We start from the raw sequence: 16,967 nt of genomic DNA, 5'->3' as shown, positions 1-16,967 counted from the left end.
AGTTCTTTGCCCGGTAATCTTCTTGCCGATTTCGTGCGCGGCAACCCGGACGGGACCTACGCTAACGAGGTCGTGGAGGGCATTCGTATGCACCGCCGCGTGGATGTCCTGACCGACGGCCTGCCGGAAGTGCGCGAGGCCAAGGCCTGGTTCCGCCCGGAAACCCGCCGCGTCGCGCCCATTACGCTGGACGTCATGTGGGATCACTTCCTCTCCCGCCACTGGGCGCAGATCTCTCCCGATCGGCCACTGCCCGAGTTTGTCCGCTACGCTCGGGTGCAGGTGGCGACCATTCTGCCGGAATCGCCGCCGCCGTTCGTTAACCTCAATAACTACCTGTGGTCGGAAAACTGGCTGGAGCGCTACCGCGAGATGGCGTTTATCCAGCAGGTGTTGAACGGCATGGCGAATCGCCGTCCCCGCCTCGACGCCCTGCGCGACTCGTGGCACGATCTGGACGCCCACTATCCGGCGCTGGAGAAGCTATTCTGGCAGTTCTATCCGCGCATGATGGATCAGGCGCAAAATAAGCAGCTTTAAGCATTGCGTTCTCTTTTCGCCCTTTTATACTGGCCGCGTTGCGCTAAATAACCTGATTATTAAAAGGAGATTTAATATGGTTCTGGTCACGCGTCCGGCCCCGGACTTTACCGCCGCAGCGGTATTAGGCAGCGGTGAAATCGTTGAGAAGTTTAACTTCAAACAGCATACCGCAGGCAAAGCCACCGTTCTCTTCTTCTGGCCGATGGACTTTACCTTCGTCTGCCCGTCTGAGCTGATCGCTTTCGATAAACGCTACGAAGAGTTCCAGCAGCGCGGCGTAGAAGTGGTTGGCGTCTCATTTGATTCTGAATTTGTTCACAACGCCTGGCGTAATACCCCGGTGGAAAAAGGCGGTATCGGCCCGGTGAAGTATGCCATGGTGGCGGATATCAAACGCGAAGTGCAGAAAGCCTACGGCATTGAGCATCCGGATGAGGGCGTTGCCCTGCGCGGATCCTTCCTGATCGATAAGGCGGGCATCGTGCGCCATCAGGTAGTGAACGATCTGCCTTTAGGTCGTAACATCGACGAAATGCTGCGCATGGTTGACGCGCTGCAGTTCCACGAAGAGCACGGCGAAGTGTGCCCGGCCCAGTGGGAAAAAGGTAAAGAGGGAATGAACGCCTCTCCGGACGGCGTTGCGAAGTTCCTTAGCGAACACCTCACCAGCCTGTAAGCGCTGTTGCCTGGTGGCGCTGTGCTTACCAGGCCTGCTATTGCTTCGCAGATCCTCGGCCGGGCAAGGCGTCATTGCCGCCCGGCATTTTTATGCTGACTTCTGCCGCACTTCGCGCCAGATGCCAAGCCCCACCCAGACCAGCACCAGCACACCCAGCCCCAGCGCCGCCCACACCAGCATTTTCTTCCACTGGCTTTGCTGCAACGCTGGATCCACTGCCGTCAACCGCGCATCACCTCCCAGCACAATGCGATCCTCTACCAACGCGTACGGAATATCTGCGTTTGCCTGGCGCAGCGCGGCGGGTATCAGCATATCGACATCCATTGCCTGCGGTTGCGCAGCACCATTACCCCAGGCCAGTAAAAACGGCCCTTTACCCTGGGCGTTGAAGATCAGCGTCTGGCTGGCGCGCTTGCCGGTCACCAGGGCGATGCCGTCCTCAAGCTGGCCGTTAACCGCCGTCACGCGGATCGCCTGCACCAGCCCGCCAGTGGGCAGCGGCTCAGAGGACTGACCGTTGAGTTGATAAATTACGCTTTTCGCCAGTGGCTGCCATGCGGCCTTTGCCTCGCGGCGGTACTCAATCGCCAGCGGCAGCACGCGCCCTTCCCGGGCTTCGATCACCACTGACACCAGCGGCTGTGGCCGTTGCCAGGAGAACTCCTGCACCGACGAGGAGACGGTTTTCGCCACTGCGTTTAGAGGGATAGTTACCGCCGTATCGCTGTAAATCTGCTCCACTGCCGTCGCGCCGGTCAGCGTCGGCGCACGCGCGGCATCATTGAACACTACCAGAACATAACGCATCTCCGTCGGATAGACTGAGGCACTGAAATCCAGGGTATTCAGCAGCAGATGGTCGCTGCCAGAGGTTAGATCCATCAGCGGCATATCGCGGCCATACAGCATCCAGTTTTTCAGATCGCTGCTGACGAACACATCTGTCCGTGCCTGCCAGTTGGCAGGCACGGCGTTCCATGTCAGCTTCAGCTGCGACAGCGGAAATCCGTCTTTTTGCGTTTCAGGCAGGGTTAACAGGTAGCTTTTGCTCACCCTCTTTTTGCCTTCGCCATCAAGGCGGATCTCTATGCCGTCCTGCGAGCGCAGCCACAGATTTTCTGACGCGGCACTATTATCCGGCACCGGTTCGAGGGCGAACAGGCGCAGCGGCAGCGTGCGCGGCGGCGTTTGTTTCTGCACCGCCGGGATCAGCGTAAAAGGCACCGCATGCCCCTGCTGATTGAAGACCCGCACATCGCGCAGATCGGACGCAACGCTGTCAGTATAAATACGCTCCGGCAGTATCACCTGATACAGCGGTGACGCTGACGTCGTCGCCAGCGCCGCCCCCCAGGCATAATCCTGCGGCGTTTCCGAGGTCGCGTCCTGGCTCCAGGCTGGCAGCGCCGCGCCGAGCAACGCACAAAAAAGTATCCGTCTGACGATCGTCATTATCCTTGTTCCTCGTTATGCGTCTGTTGTACCCGAGGCGGCAGCGGTGAGAAATAGCCTACGATCAGCACCAGCACCGCCACGCCAATAAAGGCAACCGCGCGAGCCAGTCCGCCGCCGCCAGCGCTGTCCACCAGCATCAGTTTCACAATCACCACGCCAAGTAGCACCGCACCGCACAGCCATTCACGCCGCGATAACTGCCTGGCGGCACGCAGCATCACCAGCAGCGCCACCAGCATCCAGAACAGCGCGAAGCAGGTCTGTACCAGCCGGGAAGACCACAGCGCGCTTATCGACCAGTCGATCCCGCCATACCACGCGAGGCTGCGCAACAGCAGGCCGTTCAGCCACCAGAAGGCAAGCCCTGCCAGCAGCAGCGGCAAACGTCTATGGATCTTCCGTCCCTGCCCTGGGAAATAGCGGGCGCACAACCGCGCCAGCGCGAGCAGCGCCATTAAGGCAAAGGCGGCACCCTCTTCCAGCGGATTAAGCAACGGTCGGTAGCCCTGCCCCATCACCACGCCATCATCGATATTGGTCAGCAGCAGCATCACCAGCAGGAAGAAGCCTATGGGGGCCAGCGCCAGCGTACCGTACCACTGCGGCCAGACGCATAGCGGCCACAATGAACGTTTCAGCCCGGCGCGCACCAGCAAAATCGTCGCTGCCGCCGACGTCATTGCCAGCCCCGCCTGCCACGGGAACATGCCCCACGACAGCGTATCGATATACCACCACAGCTCTGCCGCCAGTGCGGTGACAATCATCCAGAACAGCGACAGGTGCACTCCCTGCGAAAGATAAGGCACAGGTGGCGTGCGCTGTTGATAGAGCAGCCAGAACGCGGACGGTAGCGCGACACACCAAGCGAGATTTTGCCAGCCAGCGCTGAAGATCGCGCCCTGGGCGGCGATCTGCCAGACCAGCGTCGCCAGCATCAAAGGCCACAGCAGCCAGACGCTATAGCTGAACGCGCGCCAGCGCAACCGTTGCGCGGCCCACTGCCAGCCATGGACGCTCAGGGCGGTGAGCGCCAGCAGGCCCGGCAGATCGTTCATCCACCGGCTCAAGGTCAGCGCCGACAGCCCGTGCAGGGCCAGCAGCCAGAAGATAATGCCTCCCGCCAGCAGGCCATAGCTGCCCTGCGTATTCAGGCCGCGCCACAGCCAGGCGGCGGCGATCCACGTCAGGCTCAGCACCGCAAAAATCATCAGTTGCGACAGCGCTGGCAGCGTATCCTGCACCGCCCACAGCGCGCTGCCCACGGCAAGCAGCAGTAGACCGGTGCCGCTGTAGCTCATCCGCCGTTGCTGCTGCTGAACGCCAAGCCAGAGAATGCCCAGCCCTTCCAACGCCCAGGCCATTGATGTCCAGCGCGCAGAAAGCGCCAGCGGGATCGCCAGCGTGACAAACGCACCGCCCAGCGCCAGCGCGGCCAGCACCAGCGGCCGCCCGAGTTCGGGTTTATGCCGCAGCACCAGCCACGCCAGCAGCAGATAAAACGCGCCGAACCCGAGCGCGGAAAACGCCGGGCCAAAGGTGAGATCCTGAGTGAGAACGTACTGCATGCCAAAACCGATCAGCGGCGGCGCGAACAGCAGCACACCGTCAAGGATACGTTGGCCGCCGCCCTGCGCGCGCAGCGACAGCCCGACGCTCAACACGCCAAACAGCACGATATTGGCGATCAGGAACAGCTGGCAGCTAAGGTAAAACGCAGGCTGATAGCTATAAAGTCCCCATACCCCACCGACGCCAAAGGTAAATAGCAGACCAAGCAGATTAAGCACACGCCAGTGCTGCCAGACGCTGATGGCCAAAATGCCGCAGGAGAGCAGCAGATAGAATGAAAACAGCCCGATGTGGCTGCCGCCGCCGGTAGAGAGCAGCAGCGGCGCGAGATAACCACCGAGGCTGGCGAGCATGGCGAGACTTAAGGCGCGCTGCAATACCGCCAGCCCGACGCTTACCGCACAGATCAGCAGCAGCAAGGCAAACGCCAGCGTCATCGGCAGCATTTGCCAGAGGCGGAACGCGCCAAACACCGTGAGGTAGAGCACGCCAGTAGCGCCGCCCTGCAAAATCAGCGCATACACCGGCTGTTTGTGGCGCAGTCGCCAGCCGAGCGCCAGCAGCACCACGGCCGCCAGTGCTGCCACGCAGAGGCGCAGCTCCAGCGGGAACAGATCGCGCTCGACGGAATAGCGAAATAAAAACGCCAGCCCGAAGAACAGCAACAGAATGCCGAGTTTCGCCAGAGGGTTACCACGCATAAACCAGCTGACCAGCGAGGAGATCATGCCGCCGCGCGGCTCCTCGGCCAGGGGGGTGCTGGTCGCCATTTGAGTGTCGGCGACCGGCTCAGGCAACGCCGTTTGCGCAGCCCAGGGATCGACGATGGGGTGTTCTACCGCAGGTACAATGACAGGATCAGGTTCCGGCTCCGCTATCCCATCAGACAACGGTTGTGGAGCAGGTACGCTCACCTGCCCCGCCAGCTGCTGCTCCAGCGCCGTCAGCCGTTCACGCAATATGCCCAATTCCCGCTGCGTATCGCTGCTTTTTCGCCAGGCTCCGATCGCCAGCGCAGGGGCGACGATCAGGGCGAGAAAGAGAACAAGACCGGCAACCAGCAAAAGCTCATCCATGGTTTTACCTTCGGTTCGGTGATCACTCCCGAAAGGATATTACATTTCTTTTCAATACTGGTAAAAATGTTGCAACAGGTTCAGCGATTGCGCCAAATCGTGGCGGAGACCGCCGGAAGCGACAGCACATTATCCTCGATGGTGCCGGTGCCCACTTTACACTGCCAGGCAGGGACATCCAGCAGCGGTACATCGCTGAGTACCACCTCGCAGGCCTCGCCGCGGTTGATCGCCACCAGCACGCGTTCATGTTGGTAAACGCGCACAAACACCACCACATCGCCTTCCGCACTTACTACCTGACAGCCACCGTAACGCAGCGCGCGGCTTTTCTTGCGCAGCGTCGCCATCTGCTGATAAAGCGCAAACAGCGTGGCATCCTGCTGTTTTTTATCCCACGGAAAGGTCTTGCGGCAGAAGGGATCATTGTTGCCATCCAGACCAACCTCATCGCCATAGTAGATGCAGGGTACGCCCGGCCAGGTAAAGAGCCACACCACCCCCAGCGGCATCCGATCCACCTGTTTACCCAGCAGGGAGATAAAGCGGGCGGTGTCGTGGCTGTCGAGCTGGTTAAACATGCGCAGCTGCTGCTGGTGCGACAGGCCAGCGCGGTAGTTGTTCATCCACGCCACGCAGGTTTGCGCATCGATATGCTGCGGATCGTAGGAGATGTCGGTGTTGGCCAGAAAGCCCCACACCGGCACGGTAAAGCCCCGGTAGTTCATGGCGGCATCTTCGGCGTCGGCCTGTAGCCACTGGCGGGCGTCGCCAAAGTGCTCTCCGACAATATAGGCGTCTGGGTTGGTCTCTTTTGCCGCCTGGCTGATGCCGGTGACATGCAGGAGGTTATTGCGTGCCCCGCCCGCCTCGCCCAGCATATGCACCACATCAAGCCGCCAGCCGTCCATGCTCCACGGCGCTTTCAGCCAGTGGCGTACAATGCTGTCCTCGCCGCCATATATCTCCTCTACCAGAGAGGGATCCTGATAGTCCAGCTTTGGCAGGCTCGGATAGCCCAGCCAGTCCAGCGCTCGTCCGTCAGCGGAGAAGCTGTACCACGACCGCCAGGGTGATGTTGGGTTATGGCAGGCGCCAGTAGTGCCGCGATTGTGGCGGTCAAACCAGGCGTGGGAGTCTCCGCTGTGGTTGAAGACGCCGTCCAGCAGCAGGCGGAATCCTTCCCGCCGGGTGTTCTCCCGCAGGCGCAGCAGCGCCCCATCGCCGCCGAACTGCGGATCGACGTGGCGATAGTCTTCGGTATCGTATTTATGCACGCTGGGGGCGGTAAAGACCGGGTTCAGGTAGAGCGCGGTGACGCCTAGCTTCTTTAGGTACGGCAGCTTTTCGCTGATGCCGTCGAGGTCCCCGCCGTAGAAGGTCGAGCCGCCAGCGTGGGCGGTGACAGGCTCATCCCAGTTGCGCAGCTCAATGTTCTGCCCGGCGGCGTGGTGATAGTAGAGGTTGTCCTGGCTGGACTCGCGCGGCAGGCTGCGGGCAAAGCGGTCGATGAAAATTTGATAGAAAACCTGATCGGCCACCCACTGCGGCCCGCTATCCGGTGCGTCAACGGCGAACTGCTCCAACCGGGCAGGAGGAAAGCGGCTAAAGCCCTGCGGGGTAAACCAGATCTGGCGGTCGTCCCACAGCAGCTTAAAGCTGTAGCGGCGGCGCGGCTGTCCGTTGGTTAAGTCGATCTCAGCCCGCCAGGCCGTAACGCCAGGCTTTGGCGCACTGCGCAGCGGATGCATGCGGATCGAGATCTCTTCGTTATCATGTTCTGCCCGCAGGGTTACCCGCAGCGGCAGCGCGTCTCCGGTCAGCCACAGGACAACCTGCAGCTTATCTTTGTTCTGTTTTACAAACGGTGCGACCGGAAGATGCCAGGCATTCAGCATAACTGCTCTCCTTTAGGTTAACCTGCCAGAGAACAGTATGCGATGTGCGGTGGTTTACGCCACTGCTTTTCGGCGTTTAAACATCCAGCCCACCAGCAGCAGAGCAATCCATGCAAAGCCGACGTAGAGCGAAATGCGGGTCTCAGGGTGGTAGCCAATCAGGGCGATGATAAAGACCAGGAACAGCACGCCGACAACCGTTGTAGGCACCCCGCCCGGCACCTTGAACTTCAGCGCCTTGATCTCTTCCGGCGACAGTCGACGACGGAACGCGATCTGCGACAGCAGGATCATAATCCATACCCAGACCGTAGCGAAGGTTGCCAGGGAGGCGATCACCAGGAAGATATTCTCCGGCATGATGTAGTTCAGCCAGGCGGCAAACAGCAGCGCCACGGTCATCACCAGCACCGTTACCCACGGGATGCCGCGGCGAGAGGTTTTAGCGAAAATCTGCGGGGCGCTACCCTGCTCCGCCATGCCGTGCAGCATACGTCCGACGCCAAACACGTCGCTGTTGATGGCTGAAAGCGAGGCGGTCAGCACCACAAAGTTAAGGATGCTGGCGGCAAAGGTGATCCCGAGATGCTGGAAGGTTAGCACGAACGGGCTGCCCTGGGTTCCCACCTGGTTCCACGGGTAGATCGACATGATGACAAACAGCGTGCCCACATAGAACACCAGAATACGCAGCGGTACAGAGTTGATAGCGCGCGGAATCGACTTCTCCGGCTCCTTAGCTTCACCGGCGGTGATGCCGATGATCTCAATGCCGCCATAGGCAAACATCACCATCTGTAACGCCATTACCGTGCCGAGCCAGCCGTTGCTAAAGAAGCCGCCATTGCTCCACAGGTTGTGGATGCCGGTAGGCTGTCCGCCGTTGCCGATGCCCCAGATGATGATGCCGAAACCAGCGGCAATCATAATAATGATGGTGGCAACTTTGAAAAACGAGAACCAAAACTCCAGCTCGCCGAAGACCCGAACGCTCATCAGGTTGACGGCGCAGATGATCATCACCACGCTCAGCACCCAGATCCAGTGCGGGACCGTTGGGAACCAGACGCCCATATAGATACCGAAGGCGGTGACGTCGGCGATAGCGACAATCAAAATTTCAAAGCAGTAGGTCCAGCCGGTGATATACCCCGCCAGCGGCCCGAGGTTTTCCTGAGCGTAGCGCGAAAACGAGCTGGCCGACGGGTTATGCACCGACATCTCGCCCAGAGCGCGCATAATAATATAGGCCGCCGCGCCGCCAATAATATAGGCCAGCAGCACGCTGGGACCTGCCATCTTGATGGCGTCTGCCGAGCCATAAAACAGCCCGGTACCAATCGCCGAGCCTAGCGCCATAAAGCGGATGTGCCGGGTGCTTAATCCCCGCTTTAGCTTGTTCGTACTTTCCATCGTTTCCACTGCCGTTTAAAAATAAAAAAACCACGGGATTGTAAGCCCCGTGGTTAAAGACGCAACCGTAGATTAATGTGCGTTGGATGTCACCTGACGTCCCGCGACGCGATCCCAGCAGATTGCCAGCACCGCCATTACTACGGTCGGCATCAACCATGCCAGACCCTGCTCTGCCAGCGGCAGACGCGTCGTCCAGGCCGGTAAGATACCGCCTAACGCCGACGCTTTGATACCGTCCATCACACCGAAGACCAGGCTAACAAACATGGCTGGCGCAATCACGCGGGACGAATTATGCCACCAGTTGCGGGTAAAGCTTAATACAACGAGTGCGATACAGGGCGGATAGATCGCCGTCAGCACCGGAATAGAGAGCTGGATCAGATGGCTCAGGCCGAGGTTAGAGACCACCATCGAGAAGCCGCCGAGGATAAACACCAGCGTACGGTAAGAGAGCGGCACGTACTGGGCGAAGAACTCGGCGCAGGCGCAGGTCAGGCCCACGGCGGTGACCAGGCACGCCAGGAAGATCAGCACTGCCAGCATCATGCTGCCTGCGCCGCCGAAGGTATGCTGCACGTAGGCGTGCAGGATAGCCGCACCGTTTGCCGACTGATCGACCAGCGAAGCGCTGTCGGAGCCGAGGCGGAACAGAGCCAGGTAGAGCAGGGTCAGGCCTACGCCCGCCATCACGCCAGCCAGCACGGTGTAACGGGTCAGCAGACGCGCATCGCTGACGCCGCGAGAGCGGGCCGCGTTGACGATCACGATACCGAATACCATCGCACCGAGGGTATCCATGGTCAGGTAGCCGTTAACAAACCCGTTGGAGAACGAGGCGTGCTCGTAGGCCTCCATCGCGTGGCTGATCGGGCCAGCAGGCCAGACGACGGCGGCCACCGAGAGCACCACCAGCGCGACAATCTTCATTGGCGCAAGGAAATTACCCACCGTATCCAGCAGCTTGCCCGGATAGAGCGACACCAGAATAACGATGGCAAAGTAGACCAGGCTGTAGATAAACAGCGGCATCGCGCCGTCGCCGGTCAGCGGAGCAATCCCCACTTCGAACGACACGGTCGCGGTACGCGGGGTCGCAAACAGCGGGCCGACGGCCAGGTAACAGACGGTGGCCAGCAGCACGCCAGCTACTTTGCCAATCGGCGCACTAAGGCTATCGACACCGCCACCCACTTTCGCCAGGGCGATGACCGTTAGCACCGGCAGACCAACTGCGGTGATCAGGAAACCAAAGGCCGCCGTCCAGACGTGTTCACCCGCCTGCAAACCGACCATTGGCGGAAAAATGATGTTACCCGCGCCGACGAACAGCGCGAATGTCATAAAGCCCAGAGCAACGATATCTCGTGGTTTTAAACGATGGGTCATATGTATTAACTGCCTGTGGATGTGGTGTTGAACGTGTTGAATTTTTCGCCAGTCCCTACGGGACAATACAGCGGCAATATCATTAGATTCCAGCGGGATATGCTTCCCACCGGGCGTGGCGAAGAATAGTTTTTCGATTTACCACGCAAATCCAGCCTGTCTGTCATCGACAGGGGCGCAATTTAAACGCTTATAACGTTTAAAGGCAAGATGGGATCGCAAAACCAGATGGTTATTGTAGGCTGGAGTGAATAACCAGCATAAAACGCTAATTATAAGAAAAACACACGGCTAAACATGCGAACAAAAAAGCAGCAACCACAGAAAAACACGTGCTGTGCTGAATGGTGCAAAGCTAACAGGCCGCATTTTGCGGCCTGTGGAAAGTTATAGTGACAGCGACGGCGCTATTCTGTGGTTTTGGCAATGAGCCTTTCCGGTAGCGTGAAGCTAAATCGGGTGCCTTTGCCCGGCTCGCTGGTAATTTCCAGACGGCTGTCGTGGTGGTTGACCGCATGCTTCACGATCGCCAGCCCTAACCCGCTGCCGCCGGTCTGGCGGGATCGTGCCTTATCGACGCGGTAGAAACGCTCGGTCAGGCGGGGAATATGCTCGGCGGCAATGCCCGGCCCGTTATCCTCAACGCTGAACTCTACGCCGCTCGCGACCCGCTGCCAGCTGACGATGATGTGCGTTGCGGGCGGCGTATGGTTTACCGCGTTATAGACCAGGTTAGAGATGGCACTGCGCATCTGCTCATCGCTGCCCAATACCTTCAGGGAAGGATCGACATGAAACTCAATGGTTTGCCGCTGCTGGCTGAGGGTCTGCGCTTCTCGCTCAACGACCCGCAGCATCATCGGCACATCAATGACTTCATTCAGGGTGTGAATCGGCGAGGCCTCAATTTTTGACAGGGTGAGTAACTGTTTGACCAGGCCTTCCATGCGGGAGGTCTGCTCACGCATGGTGTGCAGCGCCTTTTCCCGCGTTGCCCCGGCCATGGTCTGCTCCTGCATCATCTCCAGGTAGCCCTGCAATACCGTCAACGGCGTACGCAACTCATGGCTGACGTTGGCAAAAAAGTTGCGTCGTGCCCCCTCCAGCTGGTGCATCTGGGTGACGTCGCGGGCGACCATCAGCAGCTGCTGCTCGCTGTAGGGCATCACGCGGATCTCCAGATGACGTCCGTTGTTCAGCACCAGGTTAAGCGGTTTAGTAAACGCCTGCTGCTTCAGGTACTGGGTAAACTCAGGGTAGCGCAGCAGGTTGAGGATATTCTGGCCGTTATCGTCTGGCCAGCGTAGCCCCAGCAGCTGCTGGGCAAGGCCGTTACACCAGAAGATCACCCCCTCTTCGGTGGTGAGCACCACTGCATCCGGTAGCGACTCCGCGCCGCTGCGAAAGCGTTTGATCAGGCTGCCCAGCTCGCGACGGCGCTTTTTGTTGCGCAGCTGCATCTGATGCAGACCGTAGAGCAGCGGCTCCCAGCTGCCGTGTCCCGGAGGCGGGGTCATACTGCGGTCAACCCACAGCCACCAGGAGAGCTGGAGCAGATTCCAGAAGTGCCAGATCAGTAATCCGGTGACCGAGGCCAGCAAAAACCACGGCAGATAGCCAAACGTTGCTCCAAGCACCAGGGCCGGGATACAGCTTAAAAACAGCTCTAAGACCAGCCTTTTCCATGACAGCCGTTCCAGCACGCGTCACACTCCAGTCAATGATTAGAAACGGGTCGAAAAACGGTAACCCGTGCCGCGAACGGTCTGCACCATACGGTCATGGCCGCTCAGCTCCAGCGCTTTACGCAGGCGGCGAATATGCACGTCCACCGTGCGATCCTCAACGTAAACGTTGGTTCCCCAGACGTGGTTCAGCAGCTGCTCGCGGCTATAGACCCGCTCCGGGTGAGTCATAAAGAAGTGCAGGAGCTTGAACTCGGTCGGCCCCATGTCGAGGGGGTTTTCGCCGGTCATAACCCGGTGTGAGGTGGGATCGAGGCTCAGGCCCTGCATCTCAATCACCTCTTCCACCGCCATCGGCGAGATTCGGCGCATCACGGCTTTGATACGCGCCACCAGCTCCTTCGGCGAGAAGGGTTTGGTGATGTAGTCGTCCGCCCCGGTCTCCAGGCCACGGACGCGATCTTCCTCTTCGCCGCGCGCGGTAAGCATCATAACAGGAATGTCCCGGGTCATGTTTTCGCGCTTTAGGTGCTTGATGAACTGAATGCCCGAGCCGCCGGGCAGCATCCAGTCGAGCAGGATAAGATCGGGCCACGGCTCGTTGAGCTGGTTCACCGCACTGTCATAATCTTCCGCTTCAACAGGCTGGAAGCCGTTTTGCTCAAGCACGAAGCAGACCATCTCCCGAATGGGGGCCTCATCCTCTACGACCAGAATACGTCTCGCCATGATTTGCCCTATATAGTTGTAATCAATATGTTGCGTGGCATTATGCGTCAGTTTTATGACAGATTTATGAAAAGCATGAAGGCAGTATGAACCTGAACGCGTGCAGATGACATCCGCAAGACGATCGCCGCTTTCCCGCTGTGCCTAAACGTTTATAATCCGCCTTACGCTTTTTTGCCATGGAACCGATATGCGCATCCTTCACACCTCTGACTGGCATCTCGGCCAAAACTTTTACAGCAAGAGCCGGGCCGCTGAACATGCCGCCTTTCTGGACTGGCTGCTGGAGACGGCACAGGCCCAACAGGTTGATGCCATTATCGTTGCCGGCGATATCTTTGATACCGGTGCGCCCCCCAGCTACGCGCGCGAACTCTACTACCGCTTTGTGGTTCAGCTCCAGCAAACCGGCTGTCACCTGGTGGTGCTGGCGGGTAACCACGACTCGGTGGCGACCCTGAACGAATCCCGGGAGATCCTGGCCTTTCTGCACACCACCGTGGTGGCCGCGGCGGGCTGCGCACCATTCATTCTTAAGCATCGCGACGGCACGCCGGGCGCGGTGTTCTGCCCGGTGCCGTTTTTACGCCCGCGCGACATCGTTACCAGCCAGGCGGGCCTCTCCGGCAGCGAGAAGCAGCAGCATCTGCTGGCGGCGATCACCGACTACTATCAGCAGCAGTATCAGCAGGCCTGCGACCTGCGCGGTGACGCGCCGCTGCCGATTATCGCCAGCGGCCACCTGACCACCGTCGGGGCCAGCAAAAGCGACGCGGTGCGCGACATCTATATTGGCACTCTGGACGCCTTCCCGGCGCAGAACTTTCCTCCGGTGGATTACATTGCCCTCGGGCATATTCATCGTCCGCAGGTCATTGGCGGGCAGCAGCATATCCGCTACTGCGGCTCACCTATTGCTCTCAGCTTCGACGAAACCGGCAAGGCGAAAAGCGTTAACCTGGTGACCTTCGCCGACGGCAGGCTGGCGGACGTTACGCTCCTGACCGTGCCGGTAACTCAGCAGCTGGCGGTGATCAAAGGCGATCTTGCCGCCATTGGCCAGCAGCTTGAGCAGTGGCGCGGATCCCCCGCTTCGCCGCCGGTGTGGCTCGATATTGAAATCACTACCGACGACTGGCTGACGGACATGCAGCGCCGGATCCAGGCCATGACCGAGGATCTGCCGGTTGAGGTGCTGCTGGTACGCCGCAGCCGCGAGCAGCGTCAGCGAATGATGGCGGGCGAGCTGCGGGAAACCCTCAGCGAGCTGCGCGTGGAGGAGGTTTTCGAGCGTCGCCTGGCGCTGGAAGAGCCTGACGACGCACAGGGCCAGCGGGTTCGCACCCTCTTTAGCGCCACCGTGGAAGCGCTGACCCAGGAGCAAGACGCATGAAAATTCTTACCCTGCGCCTGAAGAACATTAACTCCCTGAAGGGAGAGTGGAAGATTGATTTTACCGCCGAGCCGTTTGCCAGCAACGGCCTGTTCGCGATCACTGGCCCCACCGGCGCGGGAAAAACCACCCTGCTGGATGCTATCTGCCTGGCGCTCTATCACGAGACGCCGCGCCTGAGCAACGTGTCGCAGTCGCAGAACGACCTGATGACCCGCGACACCGCCGAGTGCCTGGCCGAAGTGGAGTTTGAGGTAAAAGGCGTGGCCTACCGCGCCTTCTGGAGCCAGAACCGCGCCCGCAGCCAGGCCGGGGGAAATCTCCAGGTACCCCGCGTCGAACTGGCGCTGTGCGCCGACGGCAAAATTCTCGCCGATAAGGTGAAAGATAAGCTGGAGCTTACCGCCACCCTGACGGGGCTGGACTATGGCCGCTTTACCCGCTCGATGCTGCTCTCCCAGGGGCAGTTTGCCGCCTTCCTGAATGCCAAACCGAAAGAGCGAGCCGAGCTGCTGGAAGAGCTGACCGGTACCGAGATCTACGGCCAGATCTCGGCGATGGTATTTGAAAAACACAAGGCGGCGCGCGGCGAGCTGGAGCAGCGTCAGGCCCAGGCCGAGGGCATCCAGCTGCTGAGTACCGAGCAGATGCAGACCCTGAATGAAAGTTTGCGGGTGCTTACTGACCAGGAGCAGACGCTGGTCGCTACCCAGCAGCGCGAGCAGACCTTGCTTCACTGGCTGACGCGCGGCGACGAACTGCATGCCGACGCGGGCCGGGCACAGACAGCGCTGAATAGCGCCCAGCTGGCATTGGAGACCGCCCGTCCACAGCTTGCCGCGCTGGAGCAGGCTCGCCCCGCCCAGCAGCTGCGGCCGATATGGCAGAGTTTACAGGAGCAGATCCGCACTCACGTCCAGACCCAGCGTCAGGCCGATGAAGTGAATACTCGCTTACAACAGCAGCTGAGCAAGCGCAGCCGCATTCGCGCCGCCGCCGACGCGCAGATGAGCGCGCTACAGCAGGAACAGAAAACGCTGGCCGACTGGCTGAACGCCCACGAACGCTGGCAGCGTTGGCAGAGCGAGCTCACCGGCTGGCGGGCCAACTTTGCTCAGCAGACCGAAGAGAAGAAGCACACCCTGACGCTCAGCGCACGCCGGGAAAAGCTTCAGCAGCAGTTGACGGCATTGAATGCGCCTGAGCTGGATCTGAGTGCCGAGGCGTTGCAGCAGGCAATAGCCGATCTCGCTCAACAGCGCCCGCTGCGCCAGCGCCTGAACGTGCTGCACGCCAGCTTTGCTCCTCTTCAGCAGCGTATCAAGCAGCTGCAAAAAACGCTGGCCGAGAGCGACGCGGAGCAGACCGCTCTCAACCAGACCCTGACCGAGCGGCGTCAGGCGTATAAAGAGAAGAATGCACTGCTGGCCGAGGTGAAAACGATTTGCGCCCTGGAAGAGCGGATCAAAGGGCTGGAGGCCGAGCGCGAACGCCTGCGGGCCGGCGAGCCCTGCCCGCTTTGCGGATCGACAGCCCACCCGGCGGTCGCGGAGTACCAGTCGATGACCGTAGATGCCAACCAGGCCCGGCGCGATGCTCTGGAGCGCGAGGTTAAGCAGCTGGCGGAGAGCGGCGCAGCCCTGCGCGGGCAATTGGATGCGCTGGTGAAGCAGAGCGAGAGGGATCGCCTCGCCGCCGAGGCCGAAGCGCAAAACGATGTGGCGCTAAGCCAGCAGTGGCGCGAGCTGTGTACCGCGCTCAATATCACGCTGACGCCCGAGGATGACGTCAGCGGCTGGCTGCAGGCCGAAGAGACTCGCGAGCAGCAGCTCTACCGGTTCAGCCAGCGGCTGGCGCTGGAGGAGCAGCTCAACGAGCTCCAGCAGCAGGCGGCGCACGCCCAGCAGACCATCGACTCTCGCCGCAAGACGCTGGCAGAGAGTCTGACCCAGCTCGGGCTGACCCTGCCCGCAGAGGGGGAAGAGTCAGCCTGGTTTGCCGCCCGCGAGGAGGAGTCTCGCCGCTGGCAGCAGAGCCAGACCCAGACTGCTGCGCTCCAGGAGCGTATAGCCCAGATCCAACCTCTGCTGGAGACGCTCCCTGCTGCTGAGGAGCAAGCCGAAGGTCCTGCCGTCAGTCTTGACGGCTGGCAGCAGGTGCATCACGACTGCGTCTCTCTCCACGGCCAGGTCCAAACGCTTCAGCAGCAGCTGGCCCTGGAGGCCGGGCGCGTGGCGCAGCAGCAGGCGCAGTTTAACGCCGAGCTGGCGCAGAGCCCCTTCCCCGATCAGCAGGCATTTCTCGCCGCCCTGCTTGAGGATGGCGAACGCCAGCGTCTTGAGCAGCTTCAGCGCTCGCTGGAGAGCCAGCTACAGCAGAGCCAGGTCCTGCTGACCCAGGCCCAGGCGGCGCTGACGGCGCATCAGACCCAGCCGCCTGCCGGGCTGAGCGAAGAGGCCAACATTGAGCAGACGCGCGCCGCGCTAAACGCACTGGCACAGCAGCTGCGGGAGAACACCACCCGTCAAGGCGAGATCCGCCAGCAGCTGCGGCAGGACGCCGAGAGTCGTCAGCGCCAGCAGGCGCTGCTGCAGGAGATTGAAGAGGCGACCCGCCTGCTCGCAGACTGGAGCTACCTGAATGGGCTGATTGGCTCTAAAGAGGGGGATAAGTTCCGTAAGTTTGCCCAGGGGCTGACGCTGGATAACCTGGTCTGGCTGGCGAATAACCAGCTCACCCGCCTGCACGGCCGCTACCTGCTGAAGCGTAAAGCCAGCGAGGCGCTGGAGCTGGAGGTGGTCGATACCTGGCAGGCAGACGCGGTACGCGATACGCGCACGCTTTCCGGTGGAGAGAGCTTCCTTGTCAGCCTGGCGCTGGCACTGGCGCTCTCGGATCTGGTGAGTCATAAAACACGTATCGACTCGCTGTTCCTTGACGAGGGGTTCGGCACGCTGGATAGCGAAACCCTCGATACCGCCCTCGACGCCCTCGACGCGCTTAATGCCAGCGGCAAGACCATCGGCGTGATCAGCCACGTGGAGGCGATGAAGGAGCGTATCCCGGTGCAGATCAAGGTAAGAAAGATTAATGGCCTGGGTTACAGCAAGCTTGATGGAAAATATGCCG

The 16,967-nt window shown here is 60.4% G+C and carries 11 protein-coding genes; 4 read left to right on the top strand and 7 right to left on the bottom strand.

Annotated elements, in window-relative coordinates; all coding sequences use genetic code 11:
• Together acpH and FN633_RS08085 are read left to right on the top strand one after the other, a co-directional pair.
• Window positions 1-540: ACP phosphodiesterase (gene acpH, locus FN633_RS08090; protein WP_243731486.1), on the top strand; the 540-nt coding region annotated here is incomplete at its 5' end.
• A gap of 76 nt (window positions 541-616) precedes the next feature.
• On the top strand, window positions 617-1,219 hold the full coding sequence (locus FN633_RS08085) for a peroxiredoxin C (protein WP_042391568.1): 603 nt from the start codon (window positions 617-619) through the stop codon (window positions 1,217-1,219).
• Between the two features lie 90 nt (window positions 1,220-1,309).
• Here FN633_RS08085 and FN633_RS08080 read toward each other — a convergent pair whose 3' ends face one another.
• The 7 genes from FN633_RS08080 to phoB form a co-directional block, all read right to left on the bottom strand.
• The gene (locus FN633_RS08080; protein WP_154057361.1) at window positions 1,310-2,677 is read right to left on the bottom strand and encodes a DUF3999 family protein; all 1,368 of its coding nucleotides are present in this window, start codon (window positions 2,675-2,677) and stop codon (window positions 1,310-1,312) included.
• Complete coding sequence (locus tag FN633_RS08075; protein WP_154057360.1) at window positions 2,677-5,328, bottom strand: DUF2339 domain-containing protein; 2,652 nt, start codon at window positions 5,326-5,328, stop codon at window positions 2,677-2,679. The genes FN633_RS08080 and FN633_RS08075 overlap by 1 nt, the downstream gene beginning before the upstream one ends.
• Before the next feature lie 80 nt (window positions 5,329-5,408).
• On the bottom strand, window positions 5,409-7,226 hold the full coding sequence (gene malZ / locus FN633_RS08070; protein ID WP_154057359.1) for a maltodextrin glucosidase: 1,818 nt from the start codon (window positions 7,224-7,226) through the stop codon (window positions 5,409-5,411).
• 54 nt (window positions 7,227-7,280) lie between these two features.
• Window positions 7,281-8,639, bottom strand: coding sequence for a proline-specific permease ProY (gene proY, locus FN633_RS08065; protein WP_042391564.1), 1,359 nt, complete (start codon window positions 8,637-8,639; stop codon window positions 7,281-7,283).
• A 72-nt stretch (window positions 8,640-8,711) separates the two neighbouring features.
• Window positions 8,712-10,031: a branched-chain amino acid transporter carrier protein BrnQ gene (gene brnQ / locus FN633_RS08060; RefSeq protein ID WP_154057358.1), complete on the bottom strand. Its 1,320-nt coding sequence runs from the start codon at window positions 10,029-10,031 to the stop codon at window positions 8,712-8,714.
• A 407-nt stretch (window positions 10,032-10,438) separates the two neighbouring features.
• Window positions 10,439-11,734 (bottom strand): phosphate regulon sensor histidine kinase PhoR, encoded by a 1,296-nt coding sequence (gene phoR, locus FN633_RS08055; RefSeq protein ID WP_154057357.1) that lies wholly within the window; start codon window positions 11,732-11,734, stop codon window positions 10,439-10,441.
• 21 nt (window positions 11,735-11,755) lie between these two features.
• Window positions 11,756-12,445, bottom strand: coding sequence for a phosphate response regulator transcription factor PhoB (phoB, locus tag FN633_RS08050; protein WP_042391560.1), 690 nt, complete (start codon window positions 12,443-12,445; stop codon window positions 11,756-11,758).
• Window positions 12,446-12,635: 190 nt separating this feature from the next.
• Here phoB and sbcD point away from each other — a divergent pair, with 190 nt between their 5' ends.
• Window positions 12,636-13,838: an exonuclease subunit SbcD gene (gene sbcD / locus FN633_RS08045; RefSeq protein ID WP_154057356.1), complete on the top strand. Its 1,203-nt coding sequence runs from the start codon at window positions 12,636-12,638 to the stop codon at window positions 13,836-13,838.
• On the top strand, window positions 13,835-16,967 hold a 3,133-nt coding region (gene sbcC / locus FN633_RS08040), incomplete at its 3' end, for an exonuclease subunit SbcC (protein WP_154058861.1). The genes sbcD and sbcC, both read left to right, overlap by 4 nt.

The sequence above is a fragment of the Pseudescherichia vulneris genome (genome assembly GCF_902164725.1).
GTDB classification, from domain to species: domain Bacteria; phylum Pseudomonadota; class Gammaproteobacteria; order Enterobacterales; family Enterobacteriaceae; genus Pseudescherichia; species Pseudescherichia vulneris.
The sequence above is the reverse complement of the archived record's forward strand: the minus strand, read 5'-3'. Positions and strand labels throughout refer to the sequence as shown.

What these genes read in the sequence shown, in the direction of transcription:
- proY (WP_042391564.1), bottom strand. Translation starts at nt 8,639, where the DNA reads ATGGAAAGTACGAACAAGCTAAAGCGGGGATTAAGCACCCGGCACATC.
- brnQ (WP_154057358.1), bottom strand. Translation starts at nt 10,031, where the DNA reads ATGACCCATCGTTTAAAACCACGAGATATCGTTGCTCTGGGCTTTATG.
- sbcD (WP_154057356.1), top strand. Translation starts at nt 12,636, where the DNA reads ATGCGCATCCTTCACACCTCTGACTGGCATCTCGGCCAAAACTTTTAC.
- malZ (WP_154057359.1), bottom strand. Translation starts at nt 7,226, where the DNA reads ATGCTGAATGCCTGGCATCTTCCGGTCGCACCGTTTGTAAAACAGAAC.
- FN633_RS08075 (WP_154057360.1), bottom strand. Translation starts at nt 5,328, where the DNA reads ATGGATGAGCTTTTGCTGGTTGCCGGTCTTGTTCTCTTTCTCGCCCTG.
- phoB (WP_042391560.1), bottom strand. Translation starts at nt 12,445, where the DNA reads ATGGCGAGACGTATTCTGGTCGTAGAGGATGAGGCCCCCATTCGGGAG.
- FN633_RS08080 (WP_154057361.1), bottom strand. Translation starts at nt 2,677, where the DNA reads ATGACGATCGTCAGACGGATACTTTTTTGTGCGTTGCTCGGCGCGGCG.
- FN633_RS08085 (WP_042391568.1), top strand. Translation starts at nt 617, where the DNA reads ATGGTTCTGGTCACGCGTCCGGCCCCGGACTTTACCGCCGCAGCGGTA.